Source organism: Rhodopila sp. (genome assembly GCF_035548235.1).
In the GTDB taxonomy this organism is placed as follows: Bacteria; Pseudomonadota; Alphaproteobacteria; order Acetobacterales; family Acetobacteraceae; genus Rhodopila.
The window spans coordinates 1-14,390 of record NZ_DASZTJ010000004.1; the positions used below are offsets into that span (position 1 = coordinate 1).

At 66.6% G+C, this 14,390-nt stretch carries 13 protein-coding genes and 1 pseudogene; 6 read left to right on the plus strand and 8 right to left on the minus strand.

Going from position 1 to position 14,390, the window contains the following annotated elements:
* A pseudogene (locus VHB27_RS00140) lies at positions 1-394 on the plus strand (hypothetical protein); the annotation flags it as partial.
* Positions 395-430: 36 nt separating this feature from the next.
* On the opposite strand, the gene uvrB reads toward VHB27_RS00140, so the two are convergent.
* Together uvrB and VHB27_RS00150 are read right to left on the minus strand one after the other, a co-directional pair.
* The gene (gene uvrB, locus VHB27_RS00145) at positions 431-2,617 is read right to left on the minus strand and encodes an excinuclease ABC subunit UvrB (protein ID WP_325596418.1); all 2,187 of its coding nucleotides are present in this window, start codon (positions 2,615-2,617) and stop codon (positions 431-433) included.
* A 53-nt stretch (positions 2,618-2,670) separates the two neighbouring features.
* Complete coding sequence (locus VHB27_RS00150) at positions 2,671-3,918, minus strand: MFS transporter (RefSeq protein ID WP_325596421.1); 1,248 nt, start codon at positions 3,916-3,918, stop codon at positions 2,671-2,673.
* Between the two features lie 263 nt (positions 3,919-4,181).
* Here VHB27_RS00150 and VHB27_RS00155 point away from each other — a divergent pair, with 263 nt between their 5' ends.
* Complete coding sequence (locus VHB27_RS00155; protein WP_325596423.1) at positions 4,182-4,439, plus strand: GlsB/YeaQ/YmgE family stress response membrane protein; 258 nt, start codon at positions 4,182-4,184, stop codon at positions 4,437-4,439.
* Between the two features lie 149 nt (positions 4,440-4,588).
* On the opposite strand, the gene VHB27_RS00160 is transcribed toward VHB27_RS00155, so the two are convergent.
* The gene (locus VHB27_RS00160; RefSeq protein ID WP_325596425.1) at positions 4,589-5,560 is read right to left on the minus strand and encodes a c-type cytochrome; all 972 of its coding nucleotides are present in this window, start codon (positions 5,558-5,560) and stop codon (positions 4,589-4,591) included.
* A 219-nt stretch (positions 5,561-5,779) separates the two neighbouring features.
* Entirely contained in the window at positions 5,780-6,355 is a 576-nt protein-coding gene (locus tag VHB27_RS00165; protein ID WP_325596427.1) for a hypothetical protein, read from the minus strand.
* 155 nt (positions 6,356-6,510) lie between these two features.
* Between VHB27_RS00165 and VHB27_RS00170 the strand changes: the two genes are divergently transcribed.
* Entirely contained in the window at positions 6,511-7,092 is a 582-nt protein-coding gene (locus VHB27_RS00170) for a Uma2 family endonuclease (protein WP_325596429.1), read from the plus strand.
* Here the strand turns inward: VHB27_RS00170 and VHB27_RS00175 are convergent.
* Positions 7,071-7,280 carry a hypothetical protein gene (locus VHB27_RS00175; protein ID WP_325596431.1) on the minus strand — a complete coding sequence of 70 codons (210 nt, stop codon included), beginning with the start codon at positions 7,278-7,280 and terminating at the stop codon, positions 7,071-7,073. The genes VHB27_RS00170 and VHB27_RS00175 overlap by 22 nt on opposite strands.
* A 16-nt stretch (positions 7,281-7,296) precedes the next feature.
* Between VHB27_RS00175 and hydA the strand changes: the two genes are divergently transcribed.
* A complete protein-coding gene (hydA, locus tag VHB27_RS00180; protein ID WP_325596433.1) occupies positions 7,297-8,748 on the plus strand; it encodes a dihydropyrimidinase in 1,452 nt (483 codons plus the stop codon).
* Positions 8,749-8,754: 6 nt separating this feature from the next.
* On the opposite strand, the gene VHB27_RS00185 is transcribed toward hydA, so the two are convergent.
* From VHB27_RS00185 to VHB27_RS00195, 3 genes are all read right to left on the minus strand, one after another.
* Positions 8,755-8,928, minus strand: a complete 174-nt coding sequence (locus VHB27_RS00185; protein WP_325596435.1) for a hypothetical protein — start codon at positions 8,926-8,928, stop codon at positions 8,755-8,757.
* A 98-nt stretch (positions 8,929-9,026) separates the two neighbouring features.
* Positions 9,027-9,896 carry a diacylglycerol/lipid kinase family protein gene (locus tag VHB27_RS00190; protein WP_325596437.1) on the minus strand — a complete coding sequence of 290 codons (870 nt, stop codon included), beginning with the start codon at positions 9,894-9,896 and terminating at the stop codon, positions 9,027-9,029.
* Between the two features lie 272 nt (positions 9,897-10,168).
* The gene (locus tag VHB27_RS00195) at positions 10,169-11,659 is read right to left on the minus strand and encodes a flavin monoamine oxidase family protein (protein WP_325596439.1); all 1,491 of its coding nucleotides are present in this window, start codon (positions 11,657-11,659) and stop codon (positions 10,169-10,171) included.
* Positions 11,660-11,898: 239 nt separating this feature from the next.
* Between VHB27_RS00195 and VHB27_RS00200 the strand changes: the two genes are divergently transcribed.
* Together VHB27_RS00200 and VHB27_RS00205 are read left to right on the plus strand one after the other, a co-directional pair.
* The gene (locus tag VHB27_RS00200; protein WP_325596444.1) at positions 11,899-13,389 is read left to right on the plus strand and encodes a tyrosinase family protein; all 1,491 of its coding nucleotides are present in this window, start codon (positions 11,899-11,901) and stop codon (positions 13,387-13,389) included.
* Positions 13,390-13,460: 71 nt separating this feature from the next.
* Positions 13,461-14,237 (plus strand): DUF2182 domain-containing protein, encoded by a 777-nt coding sequence (locus tag VHB27_RS00205; RefSeq protein ID WP_325596446.1) that lies wholly within the window; start codon positions 13,461-13,463, stop codon positions 14,235-14,237.
* The last annotated feature ends 153 nt before the right edge of the window (positions 14,238-14,390 follow it).

The following is a 14,390-nucleotide window of genomic DNA, read 5'->3' on the forward strand; positions in this document are numbered from 1 at the left end:
GGCCCTGGGCCTGTCCGGTCTCATCGGGTTCGACTTCATGATCGAAGCCGCCACCGGCAATGCCTACATGATCGAAATGAACCCGCGCAATACCCCCATCTGCGCGGTACGGCTGAACCCCCCGCACGACCTGGCGGAGGCGTTGGTGGCCAGGCTGGCGAATAGATCGTTGCGCGAGAGACCACCGCGGACCGAACGCGACATCATCGTCTACTTCCCGGATACCTGGCGACGCGACCCTTCCAGCCATTTCCTGCGCAGCGGCTATCACGACGTGCCCTGGGAGCAGCCGGCGCTCGTCCGGACGCTGATGCGGGCGGAACTGCGGGAACGGTATTGGATCATGCGCCAGGCCCGCAAACTATGGCTGTGGGCCACGGCCTCCGACACGTAGCGCGCCAGGGGAGGGGTAGCGTTACAGGCGTAACGACTACGGACCCTTCCGCCGCATCCGGCCCCGGCGCTTAGACGGATCGTAGCCGCCACCGCCGGGTCCCATCGGCTCCGGTGTCCGGTCGGCGCGCGGCCGCAGCGACGCGCTGGGACGCGGCGGTTCGGGCAATCCCAACTCCAGCGCCTCCAACCGCTTGATCTCGTCGCGCAGCCTGGCGGCCTGCTCGAACTCCAGGTTGGCGGCGGCGGCGCGCATGCGCTTCTCAAGATCGGCGATCGAGGACTTCAAGTCCTTGCCCACGAATTCCGTCGCTTCGGTGTCCTTGATCGGGGCGACGGTGACGTAATCCTGCTCGAACACGCTTTCCAGCACGTTGCCGATCTGCCGACGGATGGAGGTCGGGGTGATGCCGTTCGCCTCGTTCCACGCCCGTTGCTTGGTGCGGCGCCGTTCCGTTTCCTCGATCGCTATACGCAACGACCGCGTCATCGTATCCGCGTACAAAATCACCCTTCCATCCACATTCCGAGCCGCTCGGCCGATCGTCTGGATCAGCGAGGTTTGGGAACGAAGGAAACCTTCCTTGTCCGCATCCAGGATCGCGACCAGCGCGCATTCGGGAATGTCCAGGCCCTCACGCAGCAGGTTGATGCCGACCAGCACGTCGAACACGCCCAGGCGCAGGTCCCGGATGATCTCGATCCGCTCCAACGTATCGATGTCGGAATGCAGGTAGCGGACCTTGACGCCATATTCGGTCAGGTACTCGGTCAACTGCTCCGCCATGCGCTTGGTCAGCGTGGTGACCAGTACCCGGCCGCCGCGTTCGGCGACGGATTTGCATTCGTGCAGCAGGTCGTCGACCTGGTGCTCGACGGGGCGGATCTCCGTGACGGGATCGATCAGGCCGGTCGGACGGATGACCTGTTCGGTGAACACGCCGCCGGTCCGCTCCATCTCCCATGGGCCGGGGGTGGCGGAGACGAAGATCGTCATCGGCCGGAACCGTTCCCATTCCTCGAACTTCAGCGGCCGGTTGTCGACGCAGGACGGCAGGCGGAAGCCGAATTCCGACAGCACGGTCTTGCGGTTGAAGTCGCCCCGGAACATGCCGCCGATCTGCGGCACGGTGACGTGGCTTTCGTCGACGATCAGCAGCGCGTTTTCCGGCAGATACTCGAACAGCGTCGGCGGCGGGTCGCCCGGCTCGCGTCCGGTCAGGTAGCGCGAGTAGTTCTCGATCCCCTTGCAGGATCCGGTCGTCTCCATCATTTCGATGTCGAAGACAGTCCGTTGTTCAAGTCGTTGCGCTTCCAGCAGCTTGCCGGCGGCGTTCAGCTCCGCCAGCCGTTCCTTCAGCTCGATTTTGATGTCCTTGATCGCCTGGGTCAGCGTCGGGCGCGGCGTGACGTAGTGGCTGTTGGCATAGACGGTGATCTCCTTCAGGTCGGCCGTCTTCTCGCCGGTCAGCGGGTCGAATTCCTGCACCGCGTCGATCTCGTCGCCGAACAGGCTGATGCGCCAGGCGCGGTCTTCGTAATGGCTGGGGAAGATGTCGACGATCTCCCCGCGCAGGCGGAAGCTGCCACGGGCGAAAGCCATGTCGTTGCGCCGGTACTGAAGGTCCACCAGCGCCTTGGCCAGCGCGTCCCGGTCGATCCGCCCGCCGACCTCCAGCTTGGCGACCATGCGGGCATAGGTCTCCACGGAGCCGATACCGTAGATGCAGGAGACCGAGGCGACGACGACGACATCGTTCCGTTCCAGCAGCGACTGGGTCGCCGCGTGGCGCATCCGGTCGATCTGCTCGTTGATCTGCGCGTCCTTCTCGATATACGTATCGGTGCGCGGAACATAGGCCTCGGGCTGGTAGTAGTCGTAGTAGCTGACGAAATACTCGACCGCGTTGTTCGGGAAGAAGCTCTTCATCTCCCCGTAAAGCTGGGCCGCCAGCGTCTTGTTGGGCGCCAGGATCAGCGTGGGCTTCTGCACCGCCTCGATCACCTTGGCCATGGTGAAGGTCTTGCCCGAACCGGTGACGCCCAGCAGCACCTGGTCGCGTTCGGCGGTCTGGATGCCGCGGGTCAGGTCGGCGATCGCGGTCGGCTGGTCGCCGGCGGGCTGGTACTCGGACACCACCTCCAGCGTCCGGGTCACCGGCTTGGCCGGCTGCTTCTGGGGCATGAACAGGGCGGGCGGGTCGCGCAGCAGGGTCTGGGACATCAGTTCTACCTCTGTACCCCAAGATGGGGCCTCGGGCGCCAAGCGTCGAGAGGCTACCGGCCGTTGCCCCCCACGACCAGCGGCACGGCCGAGCGCGGGGCGCCCTGCCGGGTGGGGGCGTAAGAGCGGGACAGCAGGAACAATGTGATCATCAGATGACCGACATTCCAGGCGACCCCGTTGGCGAAGGCCGCGAGGTAAGAGCCGGTCCAGTCATAGATGACCCCGGACATCCAGCCGCCCAGCCCCATGCCCAGAAGGGTCATCGTCAGGATCAGCCCGACGCGCGATCCGGTCTGGCCGGCCGGGAAGTTCTCCCGCACGATGATCGCGTAGCTGGGCACCAGGCCGCCCTGGAACAACCCGAACAGCGAGGAGATGACGTACAGTTCGGCCAGCCCATCCATCGAGAGGTAGAGCAGCAGCGCGACCATCTGCGCGACCGATCCGATCAGCAGCGTCACCAGCCCGCCGACCCGGTCGGACAGGAAGCCCGAGGCGATGCGGCTGACGATGCCGAAGCCCAGCATCAGCGACAGCATGCGGGCGCCGCTGGCGGCGCCGTAACCCAGGTCGCCGCAATAGGCGACGATATGCACTTGCGGCATCGACATCGCCACGCAGCAGGCGAGGCCGGCGACCGCAAGCAGCGCCTGCAGGGTCCTCGGCGGCAGGTCGACCCGCCGCCGCGGTGCCAACGGCGGCGGCGCCCCCGGTGCGCGGCTCGGTCCGGGGCCGCGCAGCAGCAGGGCCAAAGGCGGGATGGTGACGACGCAGATGATGCCGATCATCAGATGGGCGTAGCGCCAGCCATGGGCCTGGATCATCAGTTCGATCAGCGACGGCCAGAAAACGCCCGCCACATAGCTGCCGGAGGAGGCCAGCGCGACGGCGATGCCGCGCCGCCGCTCGAACCACAGGGAGATGTCGGAGACGATCGGCACGAACGTGGCCGCGGAACCGAACATGCCGATGAACAAGTGGATCGCCGCATAGGTGCGGATGCTGCCGGACAGGGACGCGAGCACGTAGCCGGCCCCCAAGGTGGTCGCGCCGATGAGCAATGGCTTGATCAGTCCCACGCGGTCCAGCAGGCGGCCCATCAGCAGGCTGCCCAGGCCGATACCGACGGAAACGCAGGTATAGGGCAGGGTGGCCGCGCCACGGTCGGCGCCGAAACCGGCCTGCACGGCAGGAAGCGAAACGACGACGGACCACATTCCGACGCCGCCGATCCCCGAGATGACCAGGGCGATCGCCAGGCGCAGCCACGCATAGGGCGAATCGATGTCCCGTCTCATGGGAATATGGCGCCTCTTGGTTCGAATTCCTGCCCAGCCTCGGCTGCCTGTGCCGGCAGCTTGGGCAACTCATGGCATGTTTGGACGGTGCGTCGAAGTCACGATCGGCGTGGCGCCGCGGGATGGACGGTTGAGCAGCGCGCATGGCTGGGCTCAGGCCGGGCGTGTTTCGGAAAAGTGACCAAAGCGATCCGGGCGTGGCGGTTATCGTTGCACGACCCGTCGCAACTCGTCCGGGTCAGGCAACGAGTAGGAGAGAGGCAATGTCTATCATCGGGTGGATCATCCTGGGACTGATCGCCGGCTTCATCGCCAGCAAGATCGTCAACAAGAGCGGAGAGGGGTTCTTCCTCGACATCATCCTCGGCATCGTCGGCGGCGTGGTGGGTGGCTTCATCTTCAATCTGTTTGGCGCCGCGGGCGTAACCGGGTTCAACATCTACAGCATGGTGGTCGCGGTGATCGGCGCCGTGGTGGTGTTGTGGCTCTACCACATGATCACCGGCACGGGACGGGCGTAAGGGGCCGGCGCTTCAGGCGTGGCCCCGGGCCGATCGTCCACGGCTTTGACGCTATCGGCGTTGCGGACCACGGACGGTCGGTCAGGTCCGATCAGGACACGGCGGACCGTCGGCCTCGCCCGTGGCCGGGCGAGGCGTGACAGGTCTGATCAGGGCTTGGCGGGCAGCGGTTCGGGGTTGGCCGCCAGGGTCCGCAGGTAGTCGATCACGTCGGCCCGTTCCTTCGGGTTCTTGATCCCGACGAAGGTCATGCGGGTGCCGGGCGCATAGGCCGCGGGGTTGGTCAGCCACTTGTCCAACTGGTCATAGGTCCACTTGCCGCCCTTGCTCTTCAGCGCGGGCGAGTAGTCGAAGCCGGACACATGCGCCTGGTCCCGGCCGACCACGCCGTAGAGGTTCGGACCGATCAGCACGTTGCCGCCCTGGTTGAAGGTATGGCAGGCGATGCAGCCCAACTTCTTCGTATCCGCCTCGCCGGCCTTGGGGTCGGCCGAGGCCAGCAGCGTGTCGATCGTCGGCTGCGCCTGGGCTGCGCCCGGCGCGGGGGCGGCGCCGGCCGGCGGCGGCGTCGGGGCAGGGGCGGTCGCGGGCGGCAGCGGTTCAGGGTTGTGCGACAGCGTATGCAGGTAATCGATCACGTCCGCCCGCTGCTGGTCGTTCTTGATGCCGGGGAAGGACATGCGGGTGCCGGGCGCGTAGGCCGAGGGCTGGTGCAGCCACTCGTTCAACTCGTCATAGGTCCAGGGCCCCTTCTTGGACTTGAGCGCGTCGGAGTAGCTGAAGCCCTGCATATGGGCGTGCGGGTCGCCGACGATGCCATACAGGTTGGGGCCGACGCCGGCCTTGCCGCCCTCGTCGAAGGTGTGGCAGGCGGTGCAGACCTTCTTGACGTAGTCTTCGCCGGCTTTCAGGTCGGCCTTCGCCAGCAGCGGGCCGATGGCAGGCAGCGGCGCCGGGGCCGCGGGCTTCGAGGAAGAGGTGTCCGGCACCTGGATGTCGATGGCGGTTTTTGCCGGACGGGTTTCGGTGACCAGGTTCGCCCCGATCGTTCCCGCGACAAAAAAGGTGATACCGGCGACCAGGACCGCCGCTATGGCCTTGTTGACTTCCATCGAATCCATTCGCCAGCCGCTCCTTGCACCCGAGGCGCCGATTGATGGCACGACGCCCCGGCAATCCACCAGTGGGCTTGCGAACCGAAACCGCCGTCGATCCCAGACCCGACCAATGCTGTCCGTAAGCGGATAAGGCGCTCCCGCGCGGTCGTCAATTCCGGAAAACCCTTTTGGTGGAGACATCTGAAACCAGGTGGCGCCGAATCGGCCGCGGCCCTTTGGTACTCAGGCGGGTGCGGCGGCGGCGCTGGCCGTGGCCTGAATGGCCTTCTTGCGTTCCCGTTCCGCAACGCGCTTGTCACGCTCGCGACGGCGCAGGGCCTCGGAGAAACTGATGCCGTGCGCCTTGGCATAGGCCGCGACGGTGCGGTTCTCCTGGATCAGCACGCCGACCTTCTCGACGGATGGCGCGGGGGACGGTTCGGGTTCGGATCGAGGCTGCTCCGACTGGTCCGGGCCGGCCGCGCGGCGTCTCTCCAACGCCCGTTCGGCCTTGGTGACCTCGCGTGCCAGGGAGACGGCCCCGCTGCGCAGGCGCAGCACGCGGTTCAGGGGCATGTCCGGCTGGGCGGCCTGGGCCAGCGCCTCGCTGGATTGCAGCGTGAAGCTGATGACCCGAGCGACGAGGCGGAGTTCGGCGTCGTTGCGCGGGGCCTGACCGAGGATGACCTTTTCGGCGGCTTCCAGCGCCTCCTGGTAATCGCCGTTCGCGCCTTGCAGCAGAAGGGCGGCGATGTGGTGGAGGATGGTCCGGAGGAACGCGGCGGGGAGGTCTGTGATCTGCACGGGATGCGGGTCCATAAGGTGATTTCCACAACTATAGGCATTTTTGCCATGATAGCAATATTTTCTTTTGAGCAATCGGGCGGGACCGCAACCGATGTCGTCGGACCACCATGCCCGAGGCGGTGATTTCGCCGGCAGCATTCCGTGCCGTCCCGTGCTACAGTCCCGCCATGAACGCACCTCTCCGCCAGCCTTGGACCCAGGAGCAGTTCTTCGCCTGGGCTTCGACCCAGGAAAGACGGTACGAGTTCGACGGCTTCCAGCCTGTCGCCATGACCGGCGGCACCAACGGCGCCTCCGCCATCGGCGTCAACCTGATCACCGCCCTCCATGGCCGGCTGCGCAACAGCGGTTGCCGCCCCCTCGGCCCCGATGCAGGCATCGAGACCGTCAACACCGCCATCCGGTATCCCGACGCCCTCGTCACCTGCTCCCGCTTCGATCCCCAAGGGCAGAAGGTCCCGGGCGTCGTCGTGGTCTTCGAGGTCGTCAGCCCGAACTCCAGCCGGATCGATCGTATCGTCAAGGTCCGCGAATACGCCGCTGTCCCGTCCATCCGGCGCTACGTCATCCTGGAATCGTCCAGCGTCGATCTGACCGTCATGGAGCGGGAGACCGCTGACCAGACCTGGCGTACCACCGTCCTGACCGGCGAGGATATCCTGCGGATGCCCGAAATCGGCATCGAGATCCCTGTCTCGGAGATCTATGAGGGCCTCGCCTTCCCCGATCAGGAAGAAGCGACGGCATAGGCCGCGTTCGTCTCCGCCAGCCCGCCGAAACCGGCGGTCCCGTTCATCCGCGGCGCCTGCCACCGGATGGCCGCGTCGATCGCGATGACCGGCTCGCCCGGCCACCGTTCGGCCGCGACGCAGAAGGCCGGCACAGAGACGGCGGCACGCTTGCAACCGCGGCAGCGTCGGATAGGCTTGGCGCGCATTGGGAAAGGGCCCGCCATGCCGACGTACGACGTGATCATCCGCAACGGCACCGTGGTGACGGCGACCGACTCCGCGCTGTGCGACGTCGCCATCCGCGACGGCAAGGTCGCGGCGATCGGTTCGGCTTTGGGCAGTGCGGCGCAGGAGATCGACGCGACCGGCAAGCTGGTGCTGCCCGGCGGCGTCGACAGTCATTGCCACATCGAACAGCCGCGCCCTGACGGCAATACGAATGCCGATACGTTCGAGACGGCGACGACCTCGGCGGCGTTCGGCGGCACGACCTGCGTGATCTGCTTCTCGCCGCAGTTCAAGACGCAGGGCGGGATCAAGGAACGGGCCGAGGACTACCATGCGCGTGCCCGAAAATCGGTGATCGACTACACGTTCCACGTCATCATCACCAACCCGACGCCGGCGGTGATCGAGCAGGAACTGCCGCCGCTGGTGGCGGCCGGCCATCGCTCGATCAAGATGTTCCTGACCTATGAACCGAGCTTCCTGACCGACGACCAGGTGCTGACGGTCATGACGGCGGCGCGGAAGAACCAGGCCTTCGTGGTGATCCACGCCGAGAACCACGCCGCGATCCGCTGGATGACCGCGAAGCTGGAGGCCGCGGGGCTGACGGACGCCAAATACCATGCCTGGTGCAAGCCCGCGATCGTGGAGCGCGAGGCGATCCAGCGCGTCATCGCGCTGGCCGAGATCGTCGACGTGCCGATCCAGATCTTCCATGTCAGCTCCGAAGAAGGCGCCGAGGAGATCCGCCGCGCCCAGGGCCGCGGGGTGAAGGTGTTCGCCGAGACCTGCCCGCAATACCTGGCCTTCACTCAGGACGACCTGGACAAGCCGGGTCAGGAGGGGGCGAAGTTCATCTTCAGCCCCGCCCCGCATTCGGCCGCGGACCGGGACGCGCTGTGGAAGCATATCCGCCTGGGCACGCTGGGGATCGTGTCGTCCGACCACGCGCCCTACTTCTTCGGCGGCGAGACGGGGAAGCAGGCGATCGCCAAGGTGTCGCCGTTCTCCAAGATCCCGAACGGCGTGCCGGGGCTGGAGACGCGGATGCCGTTCCTGTTCTCGGAGGGCGTGGGCAAGGGGCGGATCGACCTGCAGACTTTCGTCGCGATCACCGCGACCAACCCCGCCAAGCTGTTCGGGCTGCATCCGCGCAAGGGTTCGATCGCGCCGGGGATGGACGCGGATATCGGCATCTGGGACCCGGGCTTGACGCGCGTGGTGCGGAACGAGGACCTGCACCACCAGGTGGACCATACGCCGTTCGAGGGCATGGGCCTGACCGGCTGGCCGGTGACGACGCTGGTGCGCGGTCAGGTGGTGATGGATGCGGGCAAGCGGCACGTGGAGCCGGGGTATGGACAGTTCCAGGCGCGCGGGACCTATCCGCTGATGATGCCGCGGGGGGTGTTCACGACGCCGTTCAATCCGCACGAAGCGGGGTAGGGGACGTCACGGTCCGGTTCGGTCCTGCCGAGCGATCACGGCGTTCGCCTCCCGGATCGCTCGGCCTTCGTCGCCGGTCCGTTCGAGGCAGTCATTGGCGATTTGGGCCCAGAGTTCCTGCAGTTCACGTGTCGTCGCCTTGTGGGTGTGCCGTTCGGCATCGTCGGCTGTCCAGGGCATCGTCGTCCTCCATCGATCACGGCAGCATCGGCCACGCCGGCAGGGGTGTCACGTCGGCCGCCCGATGCTGCGCAGGAGATTTTCGTCCGGTCCGCCAATCAGCCGGCGACGATCCGGATCGGTGCTGCCGCGTCGATCACCAAGCGCGGCGCAACGCCGGCCGAGTCGCCATCGGTCTGCGCCGGCATGAAGCGTTCGCCGAGGAACTCGATGCGCCGCGCCCGCACCTGCCGTACGCCGGGGGCCCGGCCAAGCAGGTTGAGCGGCAGAAGCAAACCATAGAGTGCGACGGCGGCTGCAGAACTGTGGTCGAACAGCACGACGGAAAAGCCAGGTTCGGACGGGTCGGCGGCATGCGCCAGCCGGTAGGTGCCTCCATACAGGCGCCCCTTGCTGATGATGACGCCAGCAGCCTCGGTTTCCGCGTCGTCGATTCGAAGCTGAATGGGCGGAAAGCGATACCGGGCCATCTCGCGGATTGACTGTACGACGTAGGCGCCCTTGCCGAGAGCCTTCTTCAACGGGAATGGCAGGTTCTGCACCACTGACGCGTCAAAACCGACGCTCAGCATCTGCACGAAGAGCCGGATGTCGTTTCCATTGACGGCCTGGCCAGGCCAAAGCCGCTTGGTCCGCCCAAACCCCAGGGCGGCGGCCACGGTACGCGGCGTGAACGGCAACCCCATCTCATGGGCTAGAACATTCGCGGTACCGAGCGGGATGATCCCGAGCCGGGTATCGGTGCCGATCAATCCGTTCGCAACTTCGGCGATCGTTCCATCGCCGCCGGCCGCCACCACCAGGGCCTCGCCGCGGTGTGCGGCCTCACGCGCGAGGTCGCTGGCATGCCCTGGCCGCTGCGTCTCGGCGAGGTCCACGCGGACACCGTGCTCAAGCAGGACGTCGAGCACGCGCCAGAGCAACTGCGCTCGCCGCTTGCCCGCGACGGGGTTGAACACGATCATCATGGGTGAGCGGACCTGGGAGAACCGGGCGAAGCGGCGACCGTTACATCTGAAAAGGCCCGCCTAGCAGGCCTATGTGTCAGATTCGTACAAGTATGATGACGATAGCATTATATTATGTAGTTGCCGGATCGCCCGCTCGTCCGATTCGCAATGAACGCCCTGTCCGGCGGCAGCTTGATGGCCTTGGCCCAAACTATCGGGGCGTCTGCATGAGATTCGGATTCGTCCTGAGCGACGGCCCGTAACGATACGGGTCATCGCCGACCGCAATCTCATTGGTGCGTGGCGCCCACGAGTTGCCGCGCCGCGCGCTGGCCCGAAACCACGCCCGCGTTCATAAACCCCGGTTCGGGGGCCGTGTGCTCGCCGGCGAAGAAACAGTTGCCCTCCGGCTCCGACTCGATGCCCAGCAGCGTCGTCTGGTAGCCCGGCGGGTAGAATGTGTAGCTGCCGCGCGAAAGCGGGTTCTTGTGCCACGGGTCGTTCGTCATCCGCCCATTCCACAGCGCGCTGATGCCGGGAATCACCGCCTCGATATCGCGCAGGCAGGCCGCGGCGAGGGCCCGGTTGTCGAGCGCCCCGGCAGCGCGGGCACGGCTGCCGCCGGAGAAGAAGTTGATGATGCCGGGCGTGCCTGGCTGGGCGCGCGTCACCTCCCAGGTGGTCTGGAAATATTTTGACGGCAGCCGGGTTTCGCCGGTGCAGCCGAGCGGGGTCCAGGCCCTGTTGGCGAACTGAAGCTGGCACTTCACAGACGCGCCGATCGGCAGCTTCGCGATTGCCTGGCGCTTCATCGGCCGAAAGCCGGCATGGTCGATATCCACCGCCTCGCGGATCACCGCGAAGGGGATTGCGACGATGACGCGATCGAAGGTCTCCTCGGGCGCGCCGTCGAAGGTCAGGCGCATCTTTCCGTTCGGCATCTGCCTGATCGCGGTCAGCTTCGCGCCGGTGTGGATGTTGGCTGCCAGCTTCTCGCCCAGTCGGGTCGGGATCTGGTCGTTGCCGCCACGGGTGTGGAAGCGCTGGTCGCTGTCCGTGTAGTAGAGATTGAAATTATCACGCCGGTCCTCGGCGAGCGTGCCTATCACATTCAGCGCGCTCTGCTGCTCGGAGTCGGCGGCGTTCTCCTCGGTGAAGGCGGTGGCGATCAACTCGCCAAGCTGGCCGGTAGCGCCGCCGGGGACGTAGGCGGCGATCCAATCGGTGATCGTCATCGCGTCGAACTTCTTCGCCGCCGGCGTGGCGTGGCGCCAGCTAGGCTGGCCGATCGCTTTCACCTGGGCTTGCAGCACAGGGTACAGCGGTTGCCAATCCTTCGTCGCTTGGGCAAGGGTGTAAGGCTTGCCGGCCGATACGTAGATCGGGTGCGTGTCCTTCGGCGTTGCGGCCAGCACGTCATCCAGCATGAGGCCGAGTTCCTTGGCAAGCGCAATGATTTCCGTGTGGCCTGAGTCGAAGAATTCACCGCCATGCTCGGCGACCTGGCCATCGGCGAAGATGCCGCGCGCCGAGTAGCAGCGTCCGCCGAGGCGTCTCGAGGCCTCGTAGATGCGTGGTGCGTAGCCGGCCTTTTTCAGCTCATAGGCAGCCGTAAGTCCGGCGAGGCCGGCACCGACGACCGCGATCTTGATCGTAGCCGCAAGGCCGGTTGCGGGAAGCAGCGCGGCCGAGGTGGCGGTCGTGAGGAACCCGCGGCGGGTGAGAGGGGGCGCGGGGCGACTGATACGCCGCAGGGTCTGCATCAGGGGAGTGCGCGGCACTTTGCTGTCTCCGTTTTGCTTCGATGGGAAAATGGGTCGCGCTTGAACGGGCGGGTCAAGCGTCGAATGTCACGCTGGCAGTTCGACTTTCCGATCGGCAGACTGCTCGAAACGGGACCGTCGCGAAACCACCCTATTCCGAAATCCGATCCGAGGCATTACCGGCGGGAGACGAGACTTTCAATCCTGAAAAGAATGTGGCAACATGGATTCATCCAAGTAATGGGGAGGGCTGAACCATGGGCGCCAGCACGTCAGCGGCTTCCGCCACGATCACGTCCGTCAGAACCCGGAAAAACGTCAAAACCCTGACCGGCGTGAACGACGACCTGTTCTGGTACGCCAGGGCCGTCGAGAAGCTGAAACAGGATGCCTTGGACCAGTCGTCGAGCTGGTGGTATATGGCCGCCGTCCACGGAATCCCCGCCAGCCAGCGCCAACGCACTGCCGAAGGCCTGCAGGCGACCCCGGAACCGTCGCGCCAGGACGTCGCCACGTTCTGGAACCAATGCCAGCACCAGACCTGGTATTTCCTCCCCTGGCACCGCGGCTACCTGGCGTGTTTCGAGGAAGTCATCGCCGCCACCGTCGTCAGCCTGGGCGGTCCCGACGGCTGGGCGCTGCCCTACTGGAACTACAGCGACGCGACCGACAGCCAGGCCCGCTTCCTGCCCAAGCCATTTCTTGACAAGAACGACCAGCATGGCGGGATCAACCCGCTCTGGGTCGACGGGCGCAACGTGGCGAACGGACAGGTCGAGCTCGACGTCAACACCGTCAACCTCGATGTGCTGACCGAGACCGATTACGAAGGCTCCGCCGCCTCCGGCGATCCGGGGTTCGGCGGCCTGTCGACCGGGTTCCACCATGGCGACACGCCCGGCGTGAACGGCGGGCTGGAGGATACGCCGCACAACCATGTGCATGTCGACGTCGGCGGCTGGATGGGCGATCCCGACACCGCCGCGGCCGATCCGATCTTCTGGCTGCACCACGCCAATATCGACCGGCTGTGGGAGGTGTGGGTGAACCGCCCGGGCTCGACCGGCAATCCGACCGGGGCGAACTGGCGGACGGGAATCACGTTCCAGGTCCATGGCGCGAACAATCGCGTGGTGTCGTTCACGCCGGGTGATATGCTGGACACCAGCAAGGTGCTGCATGGGTACAGATACGACGACATCTCGGACCCCTTTGCCCAGCCGGCGGCCGGGCCGTCGATCGCGGCCATGACGCCGGCCCCATCCCCTGCCGCCGCCCACGCCAGCATGGTGGCGTTCAGCCAGCCCAACATCCCCATCACGCTGGGCGAGAACGCCACGCCCATCAAGTTCGATCCGCAGGCCCACGCCACCGCGATGGCCGCCGTCCCCAGCGTGCCCGGCCGGCCGCACCGCGTGATGCTGCATGTCGAGCACATGACCGGCGCCGGCAGGTCCGGCAGCTACCAGGTGTTCCTCCGCCGCCGGGGCGAGACCGGGCAGGGGGTGTTCGCCGGCATGATCTCCACCTTCGGGGTCGCCAAGGCCACCCAGCCGGACAGCCATGCCGGCGGGAACGGCATCACCTCGGTGCTGAACATCACCCGGCCGATCGAGCTGCTGCGGCGGGACGGCTGGAACGGCCAGGACCTGGAGGTCACCATCCGCCCGACCCGCTCCGCCGAGATCGCCCATGCGCATCCCGAGACGCGGCTGAATATCGGCCGGCTGAGCATCTATTATAGCTGATGCGGACAGGTGCCCCGTCATGGCTGACGCGGACCGTCCCGTGTCATGGCGGGGAAGCACAGTCGCTAATCATGACCAAACAGGTATCCAGTCCGGACCGTGACGGCGGGGCGCTGACCCGTCTGTTCGACGCCTGGGTCGGCGCGGACGCGGCGTGGTTCGTGGTTCCGCTGGCGGGTTGCGCGTGGATGGCGATGGGGTGGGACGCTTCGGGACTGGCGTCCGCCCTGGGGTCTGCGCGTGAAGGCGCCTGGCCGTTGTGCCTCGCTGCCGGGACGGACGCGCCGAAGGGGATCGTCCCATGGACGGTGCTGGTCCCCTGGGTGCTGATGGTGACGGCCATGGTCCCGCCGATGAGCGCCGGGTTGCTGCGGTACGTCGCGCTCCGCAGCCTGCGCGCCAGGCGGTACCGGGCGATGACATTGAGCCTGGGCGGCGTGCTCGGGGTGTGGCTGGCGGGCGGGATGGCGGCCGCACCGGTGATCGCGGCGCTGCTGGCGGCCTGGCCGATCCAGGCGCTGTGCGTCGCGGCCTACTTTCTGGCCGCCGCCTGGCAGTTTGCGCCGCTGCGCCGGCGGGCGGTGCGCCGCTGCCACCGGGTCCGGCCGCTGGCCGGGGACGGATGGGCGGCCGATCGGGATTGCTTCGTGCTGGGCGTGGCGCGCGGCGGCGATTGCCTGCTGGCCTGCGGGCCGATGATGCTGGCGGGGGTGCTGTCCGGCCATGCGCTGCTGGGCATGGCGGTCATGGCCGTGATCGCTCAGGCGGAACGCTGGGCGCGTGACCCCGCGCCGGGGCCGGCAGCGGTGATCCTGGCCTGCCTCGCGGTCGTCTACCTGCCCGTCTGATGCCGGCGGCTCAGTCGATCGAGAAACTGGTCCCGCAGCCGCACGCGGACTTGGCGTTCGGGTTCCGCACCGCGAAATGGCTGCCGATCAGCTCGTCCGTGTAGTCCAGTTCGGACCCCGCCAGCAGGTCCAGGCTGACGGCGTCGACGACCA